Here is a 14876-nt window from a genome sequence, read left to right on the forward strand (position 1 = left end):
ATCAAGCGCGCCCTTGGCGGCCCGTCACGAGGCCGTAAAGAACCAGCAGAATGATTGCACCGACAACAGCACCGATGAAGCCTGTGCTCTCCCCGGGCCCGTACCATCCAACGGCCTGGCCAAGGTAGGTCGCGACGAACGCGCCGACAATTCCCAGAACGGCCGTGAGGATGAAGCCCTTGGGCTCCGACTTGTCGCCAGGCATGATGAACTTGGCGATCACTCCGACAATAAAACCAATAATAATCGTCCAGATAACGCTCATGGATTTACCCCGCAGCTTCAGCAACAGACTGTCGGAATTGACCGGCGCCAGTTTTTCCCGCGTTGATCTACATCAAGCTTGGTCATTTGGAGTGGCCACAGGAAAGTTGGGCAAGGTGCCGGGCGGCCGGCAGGTTCGACCACGAACATCACTGCAAACGCCGGATCGTCATAGCCTGTGGAGGCGACAAGCGTGTCAGCACTGGGAGCGCAGGCTGAGGGCTCTCCTCGAACGCCGCTTTCTCGATTTCGGACTGCAATGCGCCATTTGTATTGTGGACGCAGCGCCAATTCGCGTCTCTTTCTCTATGCGCTCCTGGTCTTTGATTTGGTCTCACTTCTGTTCATCATCGGCACATCGTTCCTGCCGCGCAGCGAATTGGTGCGGGGCCTCGATGTTACTTTTGGTGTCGCCTTTCTCATCGAGTTGATTTTGCGCATGGCAGGAAGTCGTCGGGTGAGCCGCGAACTGCTCAGCATCACGACCTGGACCGACGTCGCTGCGATTGTATCCTTGCTGGCGGCAACAGCGAGCGAAGCCGCCGGCTTCTTGCGCGTACTCCGCACGTTTCGGCTGTTGCGAACGTACCGCGTGGTACAATTCCTCCGTGAGGACAGCGTCTTCTTTCGTCGCAACGAAGAACTTTTGATCGCAATCATCAATTTGTCCGTCTTCGTTTTCATTATGACGGGCGTGGTTTACGAAACGCAACGAGGCGTGAACCCCGGCATCAAGAACTACGCAGACGCACTTTATTTCACGATTACCGCGCTCACGACCACGGGCTTTGGCGATATCACTTTACCGGGAACGCCGGGTCGCATGATTACGGTCGTGATCATGATCTTCGGCGTCACGCTCTTCCTGAATCTGGCAAAGGTATTGTTCAGCCCAAGCAAGGTGCGGTTCAGATGCCCTTCCTGCGGCCTTCTTCGTCACGACATCGATGCCGTCCACTGCAAGGCGTGCGGCACCGTGCTGAATATTCCCGACGAGGGCGCCGTTTAGGAGGCGAAAGGCTATGCCGCCGCGCCGATCCCGACGACGTCGATGCCGTCGACGCGGCCGCGGATCGGGAGCCGGCCGAGATCGTGCACGGGAAACGGCGGCGCGGCGGCGAAGCGCGCCATCGCCGTGCGCGAGGCGAGAAAGCCGCCATCGACCTTGCGGCTCAACTCCTCCAGCCGCGCCGCGGTGTTCATGACGTCGCCGTTGAACACGATGGCCGGCTTGACGTCGCCGATCTCGCCACGATCACGGGTCCGAAATGCAGGCTGCCGCGGATCTGCGGCGCTGCGCCGAACTCGCGCTCGAATTGTGACGCCGCCCTTTGCAGCGCGGCGCGCATCGCCACAAAACAGCGCAGCGGCCGGCAATCGACCGCGCCAAGGCGTTCCGGCCAGGTCACGATGATCTCGTCGCCGACATAGTTCAGCACCTCGCCGCGATAATCGACGACCGATCCCGTGAGCAGGCGAAAGGTGCGATCGAGAAAACGATGAATGCCGATGCCGCCGAGCCGCTCGGCAAGCCCGGTCGAGCCTGCGATATCGACGAACAGCACGAAGCGGTTCTCCTCGACCGGGGAGTGGTAGCGGCCGGAGACGAAATTCATGAAGACGCGCGGACCGATCAGATTGGCGATGCTGAAGCCGAGGTTCAGGAGCACCGAGACTGCGGCGGAATAGGCGATGCTGACTCCAAAATCCGCGATCGAGGTTTGCAGCGGAAACCCGGCAACCCGCTCACCGACCTGGAGCAATTGAATGACGATGATGATCCCGGCGTAGATCGCGCTGCGTACAGCAAGAAGTCCAATGAAGGACAGGCGATTGAGTCGCTCCATCATCGGGCCCCGAAGGATGAACAGTTCGACCCCTCCGATCGCCACGCAGGTGACGAGGGCATAAGCGAAGCCCGCCATCAGCGGCCCAATTGTGTGACGGCCTTGCACGAGATTGATTCCGATGCTCGCCACCGCGCCCGCGACAATGATCGCGGCGAGATAGCGCAGCCGGCTTTCAAGCTTCGCGTTCATGCGAAACATGGCCAACAGGAGATCGCAATTGCGTATGCCATCGTGTGCTCTCCCCGCGTCATTGCGAGGAGCCACCCGGTCGGCGCAAAGCGCCGCCGGATGACAGGCTCCGCGACGAAGCAATCCATTCCTCAGCTAGCGGCACCATGGATTGCTTCGCTCCGCTCGCAATGACGGAACCTACCGAACTATCCCGCCCCCTGATCGAACGCCTTGCGCAGCGTGACGTAGCCTGCCTGCTGCTGGCTCCAGTTGCGGCCGCCGGTGATGGCGCCGTCGACGACGAGGTCATGGCCGTTGATGAAGCTCGATTCGTCGCTGGCCAGAAACACCGCGGCATGCGCGATGTCGTCGGGCAGGCCCGCGCGCGGGATCGGCTGCGCTGCCTTGTAGACCTCGCGCATCACAGCCGCGGTCTGCTCGGCGGCTTCGGTCGACAGGCCGAGCGCCTTGCCGAAAATGCCGGTGGCGATCGCCCCGGGCGAGATCGAGTTGACGCGGATGCCGGACTCGCCGAGCTCCATCGCCACGCATTTGGTGAAATGAATGACCGCGGCCTTCGCCGCGCCATAGACCATCGACGAGGAGAAGCCGGCGAGCCGCCCCGCGATGCTGCCATTGTTGATGATGCTGCCGGAACCCTGTTTGCGCATGATGGGCGCGACATGCTTCATGCCGAGCATGACGCTGCGCACCAGGGTGGCCATCGCGGCATCGAACCGCTCGACGTCGAGGCCCTCGATGCCGCCAGTCTGCGCCGGGCCGCCGGCATTGTTGAACAGGCAGTCGATCCGGCCGAATTTCTCGACCGCCAACGCGATCAGCGCCTGCATCTGTTCCTCGACCGTGACATCGGTCTGACGAAACACGCAGGCGCCGCCGAGCTGTCGCGCCAGCGCCTCGCCTTCCGGCGCGCGGCGGCCGGCGATCACGATCTTCGCGCCTTCCGCGACAAAGACTTCCGCCGTGCGCAACCCGATGCCGCTGGTCGCCCCGGTAATCACCGCGACCTTGCCGTCCAGCCGTCCCATGCCGATCCCCCAACTGACGTATGATGTTGCAGATATTCCCCAGCCACTTCGGACAACGCAAGCACAGCCCCGCTTGCGGGTTTGCGAGGTCCGCCTGTGGCCAGAAGGCCACAACTGCGGTTTTTCGGTCGCAGCGGCCTTATTTTGGGTCGCCTGTTCACGTGAACTGGAACGAGCGATGGCGAAGTGGATCGACGAATTCAGGGCGGGTTGGCGGGGCGATTCCCAGCCGTCGACGCTGCTTGCGGGCACCTTCGCGGTGCTTTGTCTCGTTTTGGCCACGGCCGCGCGCTTCGGGCTCGCCCAGATCAGGCCGGACGTGTTCTTCACGCCTTATTTCCCGGCGGTGTTCTTTGCGACCGCCCTGGGCGGTTTCCGGATCGGGATTGCGACCGCGCTGGCCAGCGGCCTGCTCGGCGTTGTCCTCAATTTCAGCGGCGCGACCGCCGACCCGGCGCGCTTTGCGTTGCTGATGATCTTCTGGGTGGTGTGCGGCATCGCGATCTGGGGCGTCGAGCACTACCGTTCCCTGGTCGCGCAGCAGCGCGAGGTCTCGAAGCAACTGATCGAGGAGGAACAGTACCGCAAGATCGTGGTCGACGAATTGCAGCACCGGCTGAAGAACAAGTCCTCGACCATTCACGCCGTGCTGCACCAGGCGCTGCAGGACCGGCCCGAGGTCTGGCAGCGCATCGACCATCGCATCCGCGCGCTCTCGGCAACCGACGATCTGATCGCGCGGGTCGACGGCTATGGTTGCGATATCAAGGATTTGCTGCGCTCGGAGCTCGGGCCTTACGGCCATGTGCGGTTCAATCTGAACGGCGAGCAGCTGTTCCTGCCCGCCAAGCTCGCGGTCTCGCTGGCGCTGATCTTCCACGAGCTCGCAACCAACGCAGGAAAGTATGGCGCCTTCTCCTCGCCGCGCGGGTTTCTGCAGGTATCGTGGTCGGTGGACGATGGACGTCTCAACGTGATCTGGGACGAAACCGAGGGACCCGTGGTCGAGGCGATCGGCGAAGCCGGCTTCGGCACCAAGCTGCTGAAGTCGGCACTGCGGCCGTTCGACGGTAAGACCGAGATCAGTTACCTGAAGACCGGTGTTCACTGCACGATGCAGTGCAAGCTGCCCAACTGTTGAAAAGTAGGCTTTCCGGCACACGCGCATTTTTTGCTCGTGCCGATGCAACCGCGCGGTCCGCAATCGCTTTCGCTGGCGGTCGAAGCCGCCATTGATACTCTATTAATGACGATTGCCGCGACGGCTTGCGAAAGCCGCCGCGGTCTCATTCTGTCACGGCATTTCGCAAGTCCGCTTAACCAAAACTACAACGGACTTTGCCAAGGTCGGCACATGCACAGTTTCACCAGGAACGATTTTCAGGCGGGCGCGGCAGCGACAGGCCAGGACGACATTTCCAACAATGAATTGCGCATCCTGCGCGATCTCCTCCAGCTGCTGCCGGCGGGCGTGACCGTCCAGGACGAGCACGGCCAGTTCATCTTGGTGAACGAAGCCGCCGCAACCCAGTTGCAGCTCGCCGCCAGCGCGAACCAGACCTCGCCGGTTGATGAACGCCACGCCGCCAATCTGGACCTGCTGCGCAGCGGCCGCCCGGTGGTACTCGAGGAAGTCCTTTCCTGCGGCGCCTCCAAATACGTGTTCCTCACCTCGCACCGGCCGGTCCAGATCGCCGGACGCAATCTCCTGATCTCGACCTCGACCGACATCAGCGAGCAGAAGGCCTTCGAGGACCAGCTGTTCCGCTCGGCCTATTACGATGAACTCACCGGCCTGCCGACCCGCCGGGTGATCGAGCATCGCGTCAACGGCCTGATCCGCGACTCCTCGCAGAGCGATTTCGCGCTCGCCTTCCTCGATGTCGACAACTTCAAGCACATCAACGATTATTACGGCCACGCGATCGGCGATGCGCTGCTGGTCGAACTGTCCAAGCGGCTCGGCCACGCGCTGCGCGCCACCGATATCCTGTCGCGCATCTCCGGCGACGAATTCCTGCTGCTGTTGAACCCGATCAGCGGCAATGACGAGGTTGCCGAATTCATCGATGTCATGCAGGAGCGGCTGAAGGCGCCGTTCTTCATCGAGGAATCCGAGATCTTCGCCTCGACCTCGATCGGCGTCAGCCTCTACCCGATGCATGGCGGGAGCTACGAGGCGCTGCGCCAGAATGCCGACATCGCGATGTACCGCGTCAAGAACAACGGCAAGGGCGCGACCGCGTTCTTCGACAACAGCATGGAGCGCGAGGCGCTGGCGCGGATGAAGATCGAGCAGTCGCTGCGGCTGGCGATCCTGGAAAAGCGCTTCTGCTGCGCGTTCCAGCCCAAGGTCGATATCCGCAGCCTGGAGGTCACGGGCATCGAGGCGCTGGTGCGGCTGCGCGACGACGAGGGCGTGATCCAGGCGCCGGGCACCTTCATCAACCTCGCCGTTGAGCTCGGACTGATCGACGAGCTGACATTCCTGGTGCTGGCGGAGATCGTCAAGTCGATCGACCTGATCAACGACACGTTCGGCCCCACCGCGACGATCAGCATCAACGTCGCCGCCAAGCAGGCCTCCAACGTCGAATTCATGCGCCGCTTCGCACGCGCGATCGAGGAGACCGGCTTCCCGAAACGCTTCATGATCGAGGTGACCGAGGACGCGTTCGTGACCCGGTCGCATTTCCAGGACCAGATCCTGCCGATCCTGCGCGGCATCGGCGTCGGCATCTCGATCGACGATTTCGGCATCGGCTATTCGTCGCTGTCGGCGCTGGCTGATATCACCGCCGACGAGATCAAGATCGACCGCTCCTTCATCACCGACATCCATCAACGGCCGCGCAGCCAGGGCATCCTGCGCGCGATCGAATCGCTGAGCGATGCGCTCGGCATGACCGTGATCGCCGAGGGCATCGAGTCCTACGAGGAGCTCACCTATCTGCAGGCGGCGACCAAGATCCGCTATGCCCAAGGCTATTACTTCGCCAGGCCGATCTTCCTCGAGGACCTCAAGCCGGCGACGCCCGTCGCCAGCGAGACGCGCGCCAGCATGTCAGCGCGCCCGTCGCAAGAGAACCGCCAGAGCTATTCGCGCGCCAGCGGTTTTCGGCGGTAGGGCGAGTCAGAGGGCAACCGCGAGGGGACTGCACTCCCTCTCCCGCTTGCGGGGGAGGGTCGGGGTGGGGGTCTACCCGCGAGTCGTTCCGTGGAGAGAGCCCCCACCCGCATCGCATCTTCGATGCGATGCGACCTCCCCCGCAAGCGGGAGAGGTAAGGCAGACAGCGCGAAAGCCCTACTTCTCCAACACCGGCAGCGGCGGAACGCTGTCGTTCGCGGAGCCGGCCTGCATCGCGATCAGCGTCATCGAGACCATGTCGTAGTAGCCCATGATGCCGATGATATCCAAAATGCCGCGTTCGCCGAACTTCTCCAGCGCGGCCTTGTAGACGGCATCATTGACCTTCTTGTCGCGATAGAGCGCGATGCCGAGATCGTAGAGCGCGGCCTCGTCGTCCTTCATGGCTTCGGGCCGCATGCCCCTGGCGATCGCATCCGCGATCTTCGGATCGAGCCCACCCTTCATCGCCAGCGGATAGTGAGCGGACCATTCATATTGCGCGGTCCAGTGCCGCGCCGTGATCAGGATCGCCATTTCGCTGAGCCGCGCCGGCAGCGAGGTGTTCCAGCGCAGATACTCCGACAGGTTCGACAGTTTTGGCGCCAGATCGGGATTGCGGAGATAGGCGCGGTAGGGCGGCGCAGTGAATTTGGCGTTGCGCGGCGGCGCGCTGATCATGTCGACCCAGGCCTTTTGCGCCGGCGACAGCTCCTCGGCCTTGAGCGGCGGGAAGCGGGTGGCCTCCTCAGCTGGCGCGGCCTGCGTGCTCAATGCCAGCAGCAACGCCAGAAGTCCTGCCCCGAGCATTCTCATCTGAAGTCTTTTTCTCATTGTTGCTCTCCCTTACACCGCCTTGCCGGCCGCGGGAGCTTAATTGCGATCAAGGGAGATGCAACGAAACGAGGGTTATCTACAGCGCCTCAGCCGCAGCGCAGCTCACGGGTCTGCTCGCGGCTTGCGCCCCGCCGCCGGTTGCGCGCTTGGGCCACACCTACCGCCACACCGGACATCAGCCTATATTGGAGACATTCGAAGCGGCGCCGAGGTGTCAGTCATGCAGCCTGTGTCTATCCTCCTGAACATCCTCTGGATTCTGATCGGTGGCGCATGGATGGCATTCGGCTGGCTGGTCGCCGCCGTGATCATGGCCATCACCATCGTCGGGCTGCCCTGGGCGCGCGCCGCCTTCAACATCGCGGTCTACACGCTATTGCCGTTCGGCTCGCGTGCGGTGCGCCGCGACGAAGTCACCGGCATGTCCGACATCGGAACCGGGCCGCTAGGGGTGATCGGCAATCTGATCTGGTTCATCCTGGCCGGCTGGTGGCTCGCGATCGGCCACGTCATCACCGCGATCCTGCTCGCGGTGACCATCATCGGCATCCCGTTCGCCTGGGCGCATCTCAAGCTTGCGGGCATCGCGCTGTGGCCGATCGGCAAGGTGATCGTCCCTGCGTGACGCGGCCGTAGCCGCTCAGAACCGAAGCTCTACAGCCAATCCCGCGTCGTCTGGCTGCAAGCCTGGTAGTCGCGCCGCCAGATGAATCCACGGCCGCCGCACGGGGGAGTTGGGCGCGAGGTGGCGGGGCACTCGTTCCTGACCCGCGCGCTGGTGCCCCAGCCGTCAACCACGCAAGCGCCTCGTGAGGTCCTGTGGCAACCGTCGCCACAGCCCTCCGCAGCATTGGCCGCCGTCAAGCCAAGGAATGTACCGGCCGCCAGAACCACGAGCAAACGTAACCTCATGATGTCCTCCATTGCGTCGTCGGTCGTGATGCTCCATTCACATAGCGGTATGAGCGTAAGCGATATCAAACGCGCTCGCCACCGGGCCCACGCACACATTCCGGTGTGTGCGGGGCTTCAGCGCGCCGCCTCGCAGCCGGGGATGTCGAACACCGCGGTGAGGCCGCAGGGCGAGTTGAGCATCTTGCCGCCCTCATGGCCGACGCCGGGCACATCCCAAAGCCGGTGGTTCGGCGTGCCGCCGTCGCGCGCCTGCATCGCGGCGAAATAGGAATGCCCGCGCGCGTAGCGATACGGTCCCTCGGCTTCCGCCATGCAGGATTTGTCGAGCGCGGGATGATCGGGATTGGTGTCGAGCGTGCCCAAGAGATAGATGACGCGGCGCGCGACATAGGCTTGCTCCAGCGCCGTCGGCGAAGGCTCGGCGAGATAGGGCGGACGGTCGTCCATACCGAACTTCCATTTGTTGTAGCCATGGCAGCTCGCCGCAATCGCGGGAAGCGGCCGCTCCTTGGTGAAATAGGCGTAGGAGGACGGATTGGCGACCACGTAGCGCACACCGATGCCTTCGCGCAGCAGCACCTGCTCGCCCTTCACCGCGATCGCATAGCGCTGCACCACCTGGCCGCCGCCGGAATGCCCGAACACGACAACCTCTTTCAGGTTCGGAAACAGTCTGCGGTCGCCGAGCTTGGCCAAAATGGCGTCGAGCGCCTCGAACGAGCTCGCAGGACCAGGCGCGATCGCAGGCTCGCCGCCCTGCCAGCCATAGAGGCTCCAGCGCAGCGTCTCCGCCGGCAGCTTGAACGCCTCAACGTCTGGCTCGATCAGGAATTGCGGTGCGATCATCAGCGTCGCCTTGCCGGCATCGCCGGCCGCGGCCTGCGCGCTCAGCGCCGCGCGGAAATAATCGTCGGCATTGCGCAGCACGCCGTGCAGCACGAGGACCGCGCGGGTGACGTCCGGCAGCGGATTGGACCAGTCGGCCGACAAATAGAGCGGAAAGGTCGCGCTGCCGACGGCAACGCGTCCGCTGGCGATTTCCTTGACCGGCTTCTGGTCGCGCTCGGTCTGCGCCTGCGTCGCCGACGCGATCGGCGCGTGAGCTGCCGTCATGACAAGCAGCGCCAATGCCGCAAGCCAGGCCCGATGATGCATGGTTCAACTCCGTGGTGCCGCTAGCGGCGATGCGATGAAGCTTGATCATGGCGCGTCAGGCGCCGATTCACCCATGAATTTTCGGAAAGCTTCGGGACTGCGCCTCAGGCCGCGAGCCGTCCGCGATTGTTGGCGGCGAGGATCGGGCGGATCAGGCGGCCGAACCGTTCGGCCTCCTCGTCATGCAGATAGCCGGACAGGCAGAAGGAGTGGCAGCCGGCGTCGATGAACTGCTGCAACGTCGCGGCGCATTGCGCGGGATTGCCGACCACCGCGATGCCGGCGCCGGGCCGCACCTTGGTGATGCCGGTCCACAGATGCGGCATCAACAGATCGCCGTAGTCGCGCGCGAGCTGCTGCACGCGCTGGTTGGCCTCGGAGCGAGTGTACAGCGTCTTCATCTCCTGCTTCTGCCGCTCGGTGGCGTGACGCACCAGCTGGTCGGCCGCCTCCCAGGCATCGGCCTCGTTCTCGCGGCAGATCACCTGCAGCCGCATACCGAAACCGATCGCCTCCTCGCGATCATGCGCCCGCGCCATCCGCCGGATCTCGGCGATATTCTCCGCGATACGCTCGGGCAAATCGCCCCAGAACAGATGGACGTCGGAATGCTTCGCGGAGACTTCCCAGGCCTGCCGCGAGCCGCCGCCGAGATAGAATTTTGGAAACGGCTGCTGCAGCGGACGCGGCCTGATATGCGCGCCCGAGATCGTGTGAAACTTGCCCTGGAAGTGCACCGGGCCGCGCGTCGTCCACAGCGCTTTCAGGATCGAAACCTCCTCCTCCATCAGCGCGTAGCGCTCCTCCTTGGGCTGACGCACGCCTTCGGCCTCGACCTCGCTCTCGTTCTGGCCGGCGATCAGATTGATGCAGATCCGCCCGCCGGACATCTGGTCGAAGGTCGAGATCATCTTGGCCATCAGCACCGGGTTGATGTAGCCAGGCCTTGCTGCGATCAGCGGCTTGATCCGCTCCGAGCGCGCCGCCATGAAGGCGCCCGAGATCCAGGCCTCCCAGCACACCGAGCCGACCGGGATCAGGAGGTAGTCAAACCCGGCGGCCTCGGCGGCCTTGACCACCCGCTCGCAGAGTTCCGGCGACCCCGCGACCTGCGCCTCCATCAGCCCATAGGCCGTGGTGTCGCCATGCGTGGGCAGATACCAGCCGAATTCCAGCGGACGCATGGGCAAACTCCCTCGAAAGACGGCCTTTTTCGGCAGCCTGTCATATTGGCAGCGGCAGTTTACAGCCCTTAATCGGCCGGACAACGCCGTTGCCGACCTTGGGGCAATCAGCTAAATGAACCCCTGCACGCACCCGTAGCTCAGCTGGATAGAGCGTTGCCCTCCGAAGGCAAGGAAGGCGCAACTGAACGGTCGGCAATGGTTTGAAAGGAAGTCTGTTTTCAAAAGGTTAGGAGTAAGAGTAAGTTTAGGATCAGGTTGGGGGTCGCCCGTTGCAACCACATTGCAACCAACAGGCCGAGAGCTCCAGCGTTGACCCGCGTAGGCACGACGAGTAGTTCCGCGATTAAGCACCCGTAGCTCAGCTGGATAGAGCGCTACCCTCCGAAGGTAGAGGTCACACGTTCGAATCGTGTCGGGTGCGCCATCGCCGCGATATATCGCGGATGCACTCCATATTCGCCCAACCACCCAATGCGCGTTCACGCGGCGCCCGATAAGGTGCACGAGGGGAACTGTGGGGAGCGAAAATGGGGACGGCAAAACTAATACCACGCGTGCCGCAAAGCCACCTGTCCGTCCGAGTGCCATGGCATGATGCCGGTTGGGACGGAACAGTCTGCCGTGCGCCGGGACAGAACTCGAGTTGCTTGGCGCTCAATCGCATCGGTGCCGCAAAGAGGGACGAGATCGAAGAGCCGCATGCGGGCCAGTTCCTCGACTCGGTGCCACACGAGGAAGCGCCGCCATGCTTTTCGGAGCGCGTTAGCTTCCTGTCGGCCAGACCCCAGCATCGTCTTGCCCGCCATGCCTATGCGCGAACCAGCGATGATCATGGACATATCCGCGACACCCTCTTTCTTCATCCCGCCTTTTCAGCGGCCGCCACTCCCTTCGGCTGGCTTCTGAAGGACCGGGCATGGGGTGAAAAATGGAAGAAGGGCTCGATCGACGCAAACGCTCTGGCCGAGCGCTGGGGCATCGACTCACATCCCGAATATGAACCTGACGCTCCCGCCTGGCTTCACGATCGGCCTTGGATCCAAGGCCATCGCAACCAGCAGGGCCTGCTAGACGCCTTCTTCTCGGCGATTAAGCCGAAGGAGAGCCTCGTCTTCTTCTACGCCAAGCGAACGCCTCTGCTCGACGACGATCAGTGGATCATTGTTGGGGCCGCCAAGGTGACGTCGATCGGCGACTTGCGCGAGTGGGATTATGAGAGCGGCGCCACAAGCCAGATCCGCTCTTATTTGTGGGAGCGAAGCGTCTGTCATAGTTTGCGCCCCGACGGATCGGGCGGCGTTCTCCTACCTTTGCACGAGATGCTTAAGCTGTCAGAGGCCGACCCAGCGCTCGACATAAGCGACTGCACCGCCTTCGTGCCGCCCGAATATCGGCCGGAATTCTCCTACGCGAGCGAGTTGGTCTCGCAGGGCACTGCGATCTCAGCGCTGCTGGCGATGAAAGATGCGCTCACGGCCTTCGGCCGTCGCTTTGGCGGCGCTTGGGGATCACAACTGAAATGGATAGACGAACGACTCGGTGAGCTCTGGGAGCTTCGCGGGCCGTATCCGGGACTGGGCTCGCTTCTCACAGCGCTCGGCGTGCCGCACGGCCACCAGCTCGCTCAGCATGCGTGGTCGATCGCCGGCAAAAACGGCGACACCTGGATCGCGCTTGGCAAACTTGTTGCGGCTCCGGCCACGGCGCCGCGCGATCTGGCACCGCAGCTTGCCGCGCTTAAGGACATCTGGAACTATCTGCACTCAAACGCAGGCGGCAAACGCCGGACGCTGGCCAAGCTACTGGCCCGCGTCAATCTATCATCGGAGCAGGCCGCGCGCTGGTGGGACCCAGCGGAGCGCAGCGCTGCGGAATTGAGCTATCTCGGCAAGCCGATTCTGGACGATGAGATCGTCACCAATCCGTATTTCCTGTTCGAATGCGACCGAGGCCAGGTCGACCCGATTGCCTTTCGCACAGTGGATCAGGCGGTTTTCCCTCAGGCCGCCGTGCTCGATGCCCATCCGGTCTCGGCGCCATCGGCTATGATAGGACCAGTCGACGGCAGGCGTCTGCGTGCAGCGACCATCTCAGTGCTCGAAGATGCCGCCAACGACGGGCATACGCTCCTGGGTCGCGACATGGTCCTCGCCGCGGTTAAGGCCCTCGCGATCGAGCCTCCACTCGCAGCGACAACCGATCATTTCGAGATTCACGGCGAGGCGCTCAAGCCGCAGATCGAACACTGTACGCTTGCTGATGGCGCCCCCGCATTCCAGCTTGACCGCCTCGCGGCGACGCGAACGCTTATTGAGCGAACGGTCATCAAGCGCGTACGACAAGGCAAACGCCTTGACGTTCCCGTCGATTGGCGCGCCACGCTTGACAACAATCTGCCAGGTTCCGCGCCCAAGGGGTCGCTTGAGGACCAAGGCCGCAACGAGAAGGCGGCCGCGCTTCGTGAGCTTGCGGCGTCCCGGCTATCGGTCCTGATCGGCGCCGCCGGCACCGGAAAAACCACTCTGCTCCGGTTTCTCTGCCAGGCGGATCCGATCAAGAACGCGGGCGTGCTGTTACTCGCCCCGACAGGCAAAGCGCGCGTCAGGCTTCAGACGCAAACCGGGATTTCGGCCAAGACCCTCGCCCAATTTCTGCGGCCACGGCGATATCGCGAGGCAACACAAAGCTACCACGTGATTGGTGATCTGGAGCGCTCTTCAGGGCACAAGACGGTGATCGTCGATGAGGCGTCGATGTTGACCGAAGAGCAGTTTGCCGCGCTCATCGACGCGTTGAGCTCAGTCGACCGTATTATATTAGTCGGCGATCCCAGCCAGTTACCGCCAATCGGCGCGGGTCGACCGTTCGTGGATATCGTTTCATTACTCGCCCCGGAAACCGTCGCCCCAGGAACGCCAAGGGTTGCGCCCGGCTACGCGGAGCTAACCGTCGGTAGCCGACAACGTGGCGCCGATCGCAAGGACCTGGAGCTTGCCGACTTGTTCAGCGGGCGCGCGTCGGGACCCGCGAGCGACGAGATCATTTCGCACCTTTACACCGGGTATAACGGAGACCATCTACGCCTCTGCCTGTGGTCGTCCCCCTCTGACCTCGCATCACTCCTTCCTCAGATCATGGCGGAGGAACTCTGCATCGACCCGGCCGATCGTGAGGCGTCTTTCTCCGAGCTTGCACTCGGAGGCACGCGCAGCGGCGCGCATGTCTATTTCAACTTTTGGTCCTCCGGGCCCGCCGCCGACAAATGGCAGATCTTGTCACCGCTGCGCGGCGACGCCGCTGGCACACTGCTGACCAACCGACTCGTGCAGAAATACTTTCGTGGCGAAATCCGGAAGGCCGCCGAACTGGCCGATCGTCGCTACGCGAAGGTCTCACCACCGATGGGCAATGACGGGATCATCTATGGAGACAAGGTGATCAACCTTGGGAACCATAGAAGGACCTCGGTCTATCCAGAGGCGGACTCGGAAGGGAACGCTCCGCTTTGCTACGTCGCAAACGGCGAGATTGGCATCGCGACGGGCCCCTTTAGAAAGAAGGGTAAAAAGACAAACCTAAACAACGTCCACGTCACTTTCTCCTCGCAGCCCGGCTTCGAATATACCTATTGGCCGAGCGATCTCGGCGAAGACGGCAGCCTGCTCGAGCTGGCTTACGCACTGACCGTCCACAAGGCGCAGGGCAGCGAGTTCGACACTGTGTTCGTGGTTCTACCCAATCCTTGCAGGATTCTCTCCCGAGAGCTTCTCTACACGGCGCTGACCCGTCAAAGTCGACGGCTCGTAATCCTGTGCCAGGGCGATCCGCACCGGCTCGTCGACTTCCGGCACCTGTCCGACGCGGCGCGTCGTCTTACCAATCTGTTCGGGCCGCCGCGACCGATCGTGGTTGGCACGCAGATTTTCGATGGCAAACATATTCACCGCTCACGCCGCGGCGAACTGATGATCTCGAAATCCGAAGTGATCATCGCCAACGAGTTGCAAACCGCCGGTCTTGAATACGCCTATGAGCGCCCGCTCGTCGTCTCGGACGGCAGCCGACGATATCCGGATTTCACCATCGAGGACGCTGAGACCGGCAACGTCTGGTACTGGGAACATCTCGGCATGAAAGGGGACGCCGAATATGACCGGAAGTGGGCGCTGAAACTCCAATGGTATCGCAAAAACGGCATTCTGCTGGAGCATGAAGGGGGCGGTCCGAACGGGATCCTCATTACGACCGAGGAGTTTGGGGGAATTCAGACCGACCAGATCACGGCGCTCATTACGAAGATAAAGGACGGTGTCTAGCCCC

Annotated in this window: 13 protein-coding genes and 2 tRNA genes; 7 read left to right on the top strand and 8 right to left on the bottom strand. The window is 62.7% G+C overall.

Annotation, left to right across the window (positions count from 1 at the left end; all coding sequences use genetic code 11):
• Window position 1: 1 nt before the first annotated feature.
• Window positions 2-265 (bottom strand): GlsB/YeaQ/YmgE family stress response membrane protein, encoded by a 264-nt coding sequence (locus tag WDM24_RS40730; RefSeq protein WP_029079475.1) that lies wholly within the window; start codon window positions 263-265, stop codon window positions 2-4.
• A 258-nt stretch (window positions 266-523) separates the two neighbouring features.
• Between WDM24_RS40730 and WDM24_RS40735 the strand changes: the two genes are divergently transcribed.
• On the top strand, window positions 524-1273 hold the full coding sequence (locus tag WDM24_RS40735; protein ID WP_338832534.1) for an ion transporter: 750 nt from the start codon (window positions 524-526) through the stop codon (window positions 1271-1273).
• Between the two features lie 11 nt (window positions 1274-1284).
• On the opposite strand, the gene WDM24_RS40740 is transcribed toward WDM24_RS40735, so the two are convergent.
• From WDM24_RS40740 to WDM24_RS40750, 3 genes are all read right to left on the bottom strand, one after another.
• Complete coding sequence (locus tag WDM24_RS40740) at window positions 1285-1467, bottom strand: hypothetical protein (protein ID WP_338829699.1); 183 nt, start codon at window positions 1465-1467, stop codon at window positions 1285-1287.
• Window positions 1464-2303, bottom strand: a complete 840-nt coding sequence (locus tag WDM24_RS40745; protein ID WP_338829700.1) for an adenylate/guanylate cyclase domain-containing protein — start codon at window positions 2301-2303, stop codon at window positions 1464-1466. The genes WDM24_RS40740 and WDM24_RS40745 overlap by 4 nt, the downstream gene beginning before the upstream one ends.
• 188 nt (window positions 2304-2491) lie before the next feature.
• Complete coding sequence (locus WDM24_RS40750) at window positions 2492-3334, bottom strand: SDR family NAD(P)-dependent oxidoreductase (protein ID WP_166301168.1); 843 nt, start codon at window positions 3332-3334, stop codon at window positions 2492-2494.
• 178 nt (window positions 3335-3512) lie between these two features.
• Between WDM24_RS40750 and WDM24_RS40755 the strand changes: the two genes are divergently transcribed.
• Window positions 3513-4475, top strand: coding sequence for a sensor histidine kinase (locus WDM24_RS40755; RefSeq protein ID WP_166301165.1), 963 nt, complete (start codon window positions 3513-3515; stop codon window positions 4473-4475).
• Between the two features lie 213 nt (window positions 4476-4688).
• On the top strand, window positions 4689-6461 hold the full coding sequence (locus WDM24_RS40760) for a putative bifunctional diguanylate cyclase/phosphodiesterase (protein WP_338829701.1): 1773 nt from the start codon (window positions 4689-4691) through the stop codon (window positions 6459-6461).
• A 178-nt stretch (window positions 6462-6639) separates the two neighbouring features.
• Here the strand turns inward: WDM24_RS40760 and WDM24_RS40765 are convergent, their stop codons facing one another.
• Window positions 6640-7296, bottom strand: coding sequence for a carboxymuconolactone decarboxylase (locus tag WDM24_RS40765; protein WP_338829702.1), 657 nt, complete (start codon window positions 7294-7296; stop codon window positions 6640-6642).
• 223 nt (window positions 7297-7519) lie between these two features.
• On the opposite strand from WDM24_RS40765, the gene WDM24_RS40770 reads away from it, so the two are divergent.
• Window positions 7520-7924 carry a YccF domain-containing protein gene (locus tag WDM24_RS40770; RefSeq protein WP_338829703.1) on the top strand — a complete coding sequence of 135 codons (405 nt, stop codon included), beginning with the start codon at window positions 7520-7522 and terminating at the stop codon, window positions 7922-7924.
• Between the two features lie 29 nt (window positions 7925-7953).
• Here the strand turns inward: WDM24_RS40770 and WDM24_RS44575 are convergent, their stop codons facing one another.
• The 3 genes from WDM24_RS44575 to WDM24_RS40780 all read right to left on the bottom strand — a co-directional run bounded on the left by WDM24_RS44575 (window position 7954) and on the right by WDM24_RS40780 (window position 10553).
• Window positions 7954-8211, bottom strand: coding sequence for a GCG_CRPN prefix-to-repeats domain-containing protein (locus WDM24_RS44575; protein ID WP_414645656.1), 258 nt, complete (start codon window positions 8209-8211; stop codon window positions 7954-7956).
• A 117-nt stretch (window positions 8212-8328) separates the two neighbouring features.
• The gene (locus WDM24_RS40775; RefSeq protein ID WP_338829704.1) at window positions 8329-9369 is read right to left on the bottom strand and encodes an alpha/beta hydrolase; all 1041 of its coding nucleotides are present in this window, start codon (window positions 9367-9369) and stop codon (window positions 8329-8331) included.
• A 104-nt stretch (window positions 9370-9473) separates the two neighbouring features.
• A complete protein-coding gene (locus WDM24_RS40780; RefSeq protein ID WP_338829705.1) occupies window positions 9474-10553 on the bottom strand; it encodes an LLM class flavin-dependent oxidoreductase in 1080 nt (359 codons plus the stop codon).
• Window positions 10554-10681: 128 nt separating this feature from the next.
• Here WDM24_RS40780 and WDM24_RS40785 point away from each other — a divergent pair.
• From WDM24_RS40785 to WDM24_RS40795, 3 genes are all read left to right on the top strand, one after another.
• A tRNA-Arg gene (locus WDM24_RS40785) sits at window positions 10682-10834 on the top strand.
• A gap of 69 nt (window positions 10835-10903) precedes the next feature.
• Window positions 10904-10980: transfer RNA gene (locus WDM24_RS40790), tRNA-Arg, on the top strand.
• A 223-nt stretch (window positions 10981-11203) separates the two neighbouring features.
• Window positions 11204-14872, top strand: coding sequence for an AAA family ATPase (locus tag WDM24_RS40795; RefSeq protein ID WP_338829706.1), 3669 nt, complete (start codon window positions 11204-11206; stop codon window positions 14870-14872).
• Window positions 14873-14876: the final 4 nt, after the last annotated feature.

The sequence above is a fragment of the Bradyrhizobium sp. 27S5 genome (genome assembly GCF_037217225.1).
Taxonomy (GTDB): Bacteria; Pseudomonadota; Alphaproteobacteria; order Rhizobiales; family Xanthobacteraceae; genus Bradyrhizobium; species Bradyrhizobium septentrionale.

Coding starts and splice junctions, on each gene's coding strand:
- WDM24_RS40755 (WP_166301165.1), top strand. CDS start 3,513: ATGGCGAAGTGGATCGACGAATTCAGGGCGGGTTGGCGGGGCGATTCC.
- WDM24_RS40745 (WP_338829700.1), bottom strand. CDS start 2,303: ATGAACGCGAAGCTTGAAAGCCGGCTGCGCTATCTCGCCGCGATCATT.
- WDM24_RS40780 (WP_338829705.1), bottom strand. CDS start 10,553: ATGCGTCCGCTGGAATTCGGCTGGTATCTGCCCACGCATGGCGACACC.
- WDM24_RS44575 (WP_414645656.1), bottom strand. CDS start 8,211: ATGAGGTTACGTTTGCTCGTGGTTCTGGCGGCCGGTACATTCCTTGGC.
- WDM24_RS40770 (WP_338829703.1), top strand. CDS start 7,520: ATGCAGCCTGTGTCTATCCTCCTGAACATCCTCTGGATTCTGATCGGT.
- WDM24_RS40735 (WP_338832534.1), top strand. CDS start 524: ATGCGCCATTTGTATTGTGGACGCAGCGCCAATTCGCGTCTCTTTCTC.
- WDM24_RS40775 (WP_338829704.1), bottom strand. CDS start 9,369: ATGCATCATCGGGCCTGGCTTGCGGCATTGGCGCTGCTTGTCATGACG.
- WDM24_RS40750 (WP_166301168.1), bottom strand. CDS start 3,334: ATGGGACGGCTGGACGGCAAGGTCGCGGTGATTACCGGGGCGACCAGC.
- WDM24_RS40730 (WP_029079475.1), bottom strand. CDS start 265: ATGAGCGTTATCTGGACGATTATTATTGGTTTTATTGTCGGAGTGATC.
- WDM24_RS40760 (WP_338829701.1), top strand. CDS start 4,689: ATGCACAGTTTCACCAGGAACGATTTTCAGGCGGGCGCGGCAGCGACA.
- WDM24_RS40765 (WP_338829702.1), bottom strand. CDS start 7,296: ATGAGAAAAAGACTTCAGATGAGAATGCTCGGGGCAGGACTTCTGGCG.
- WDM24_RS40740 (WP_338829699.1), bottom strand. CDS start 1,467: ATGAACACCGCGGCGCGGCTGGAGGAGTTGAGCCGCAAGGTCGATGGC.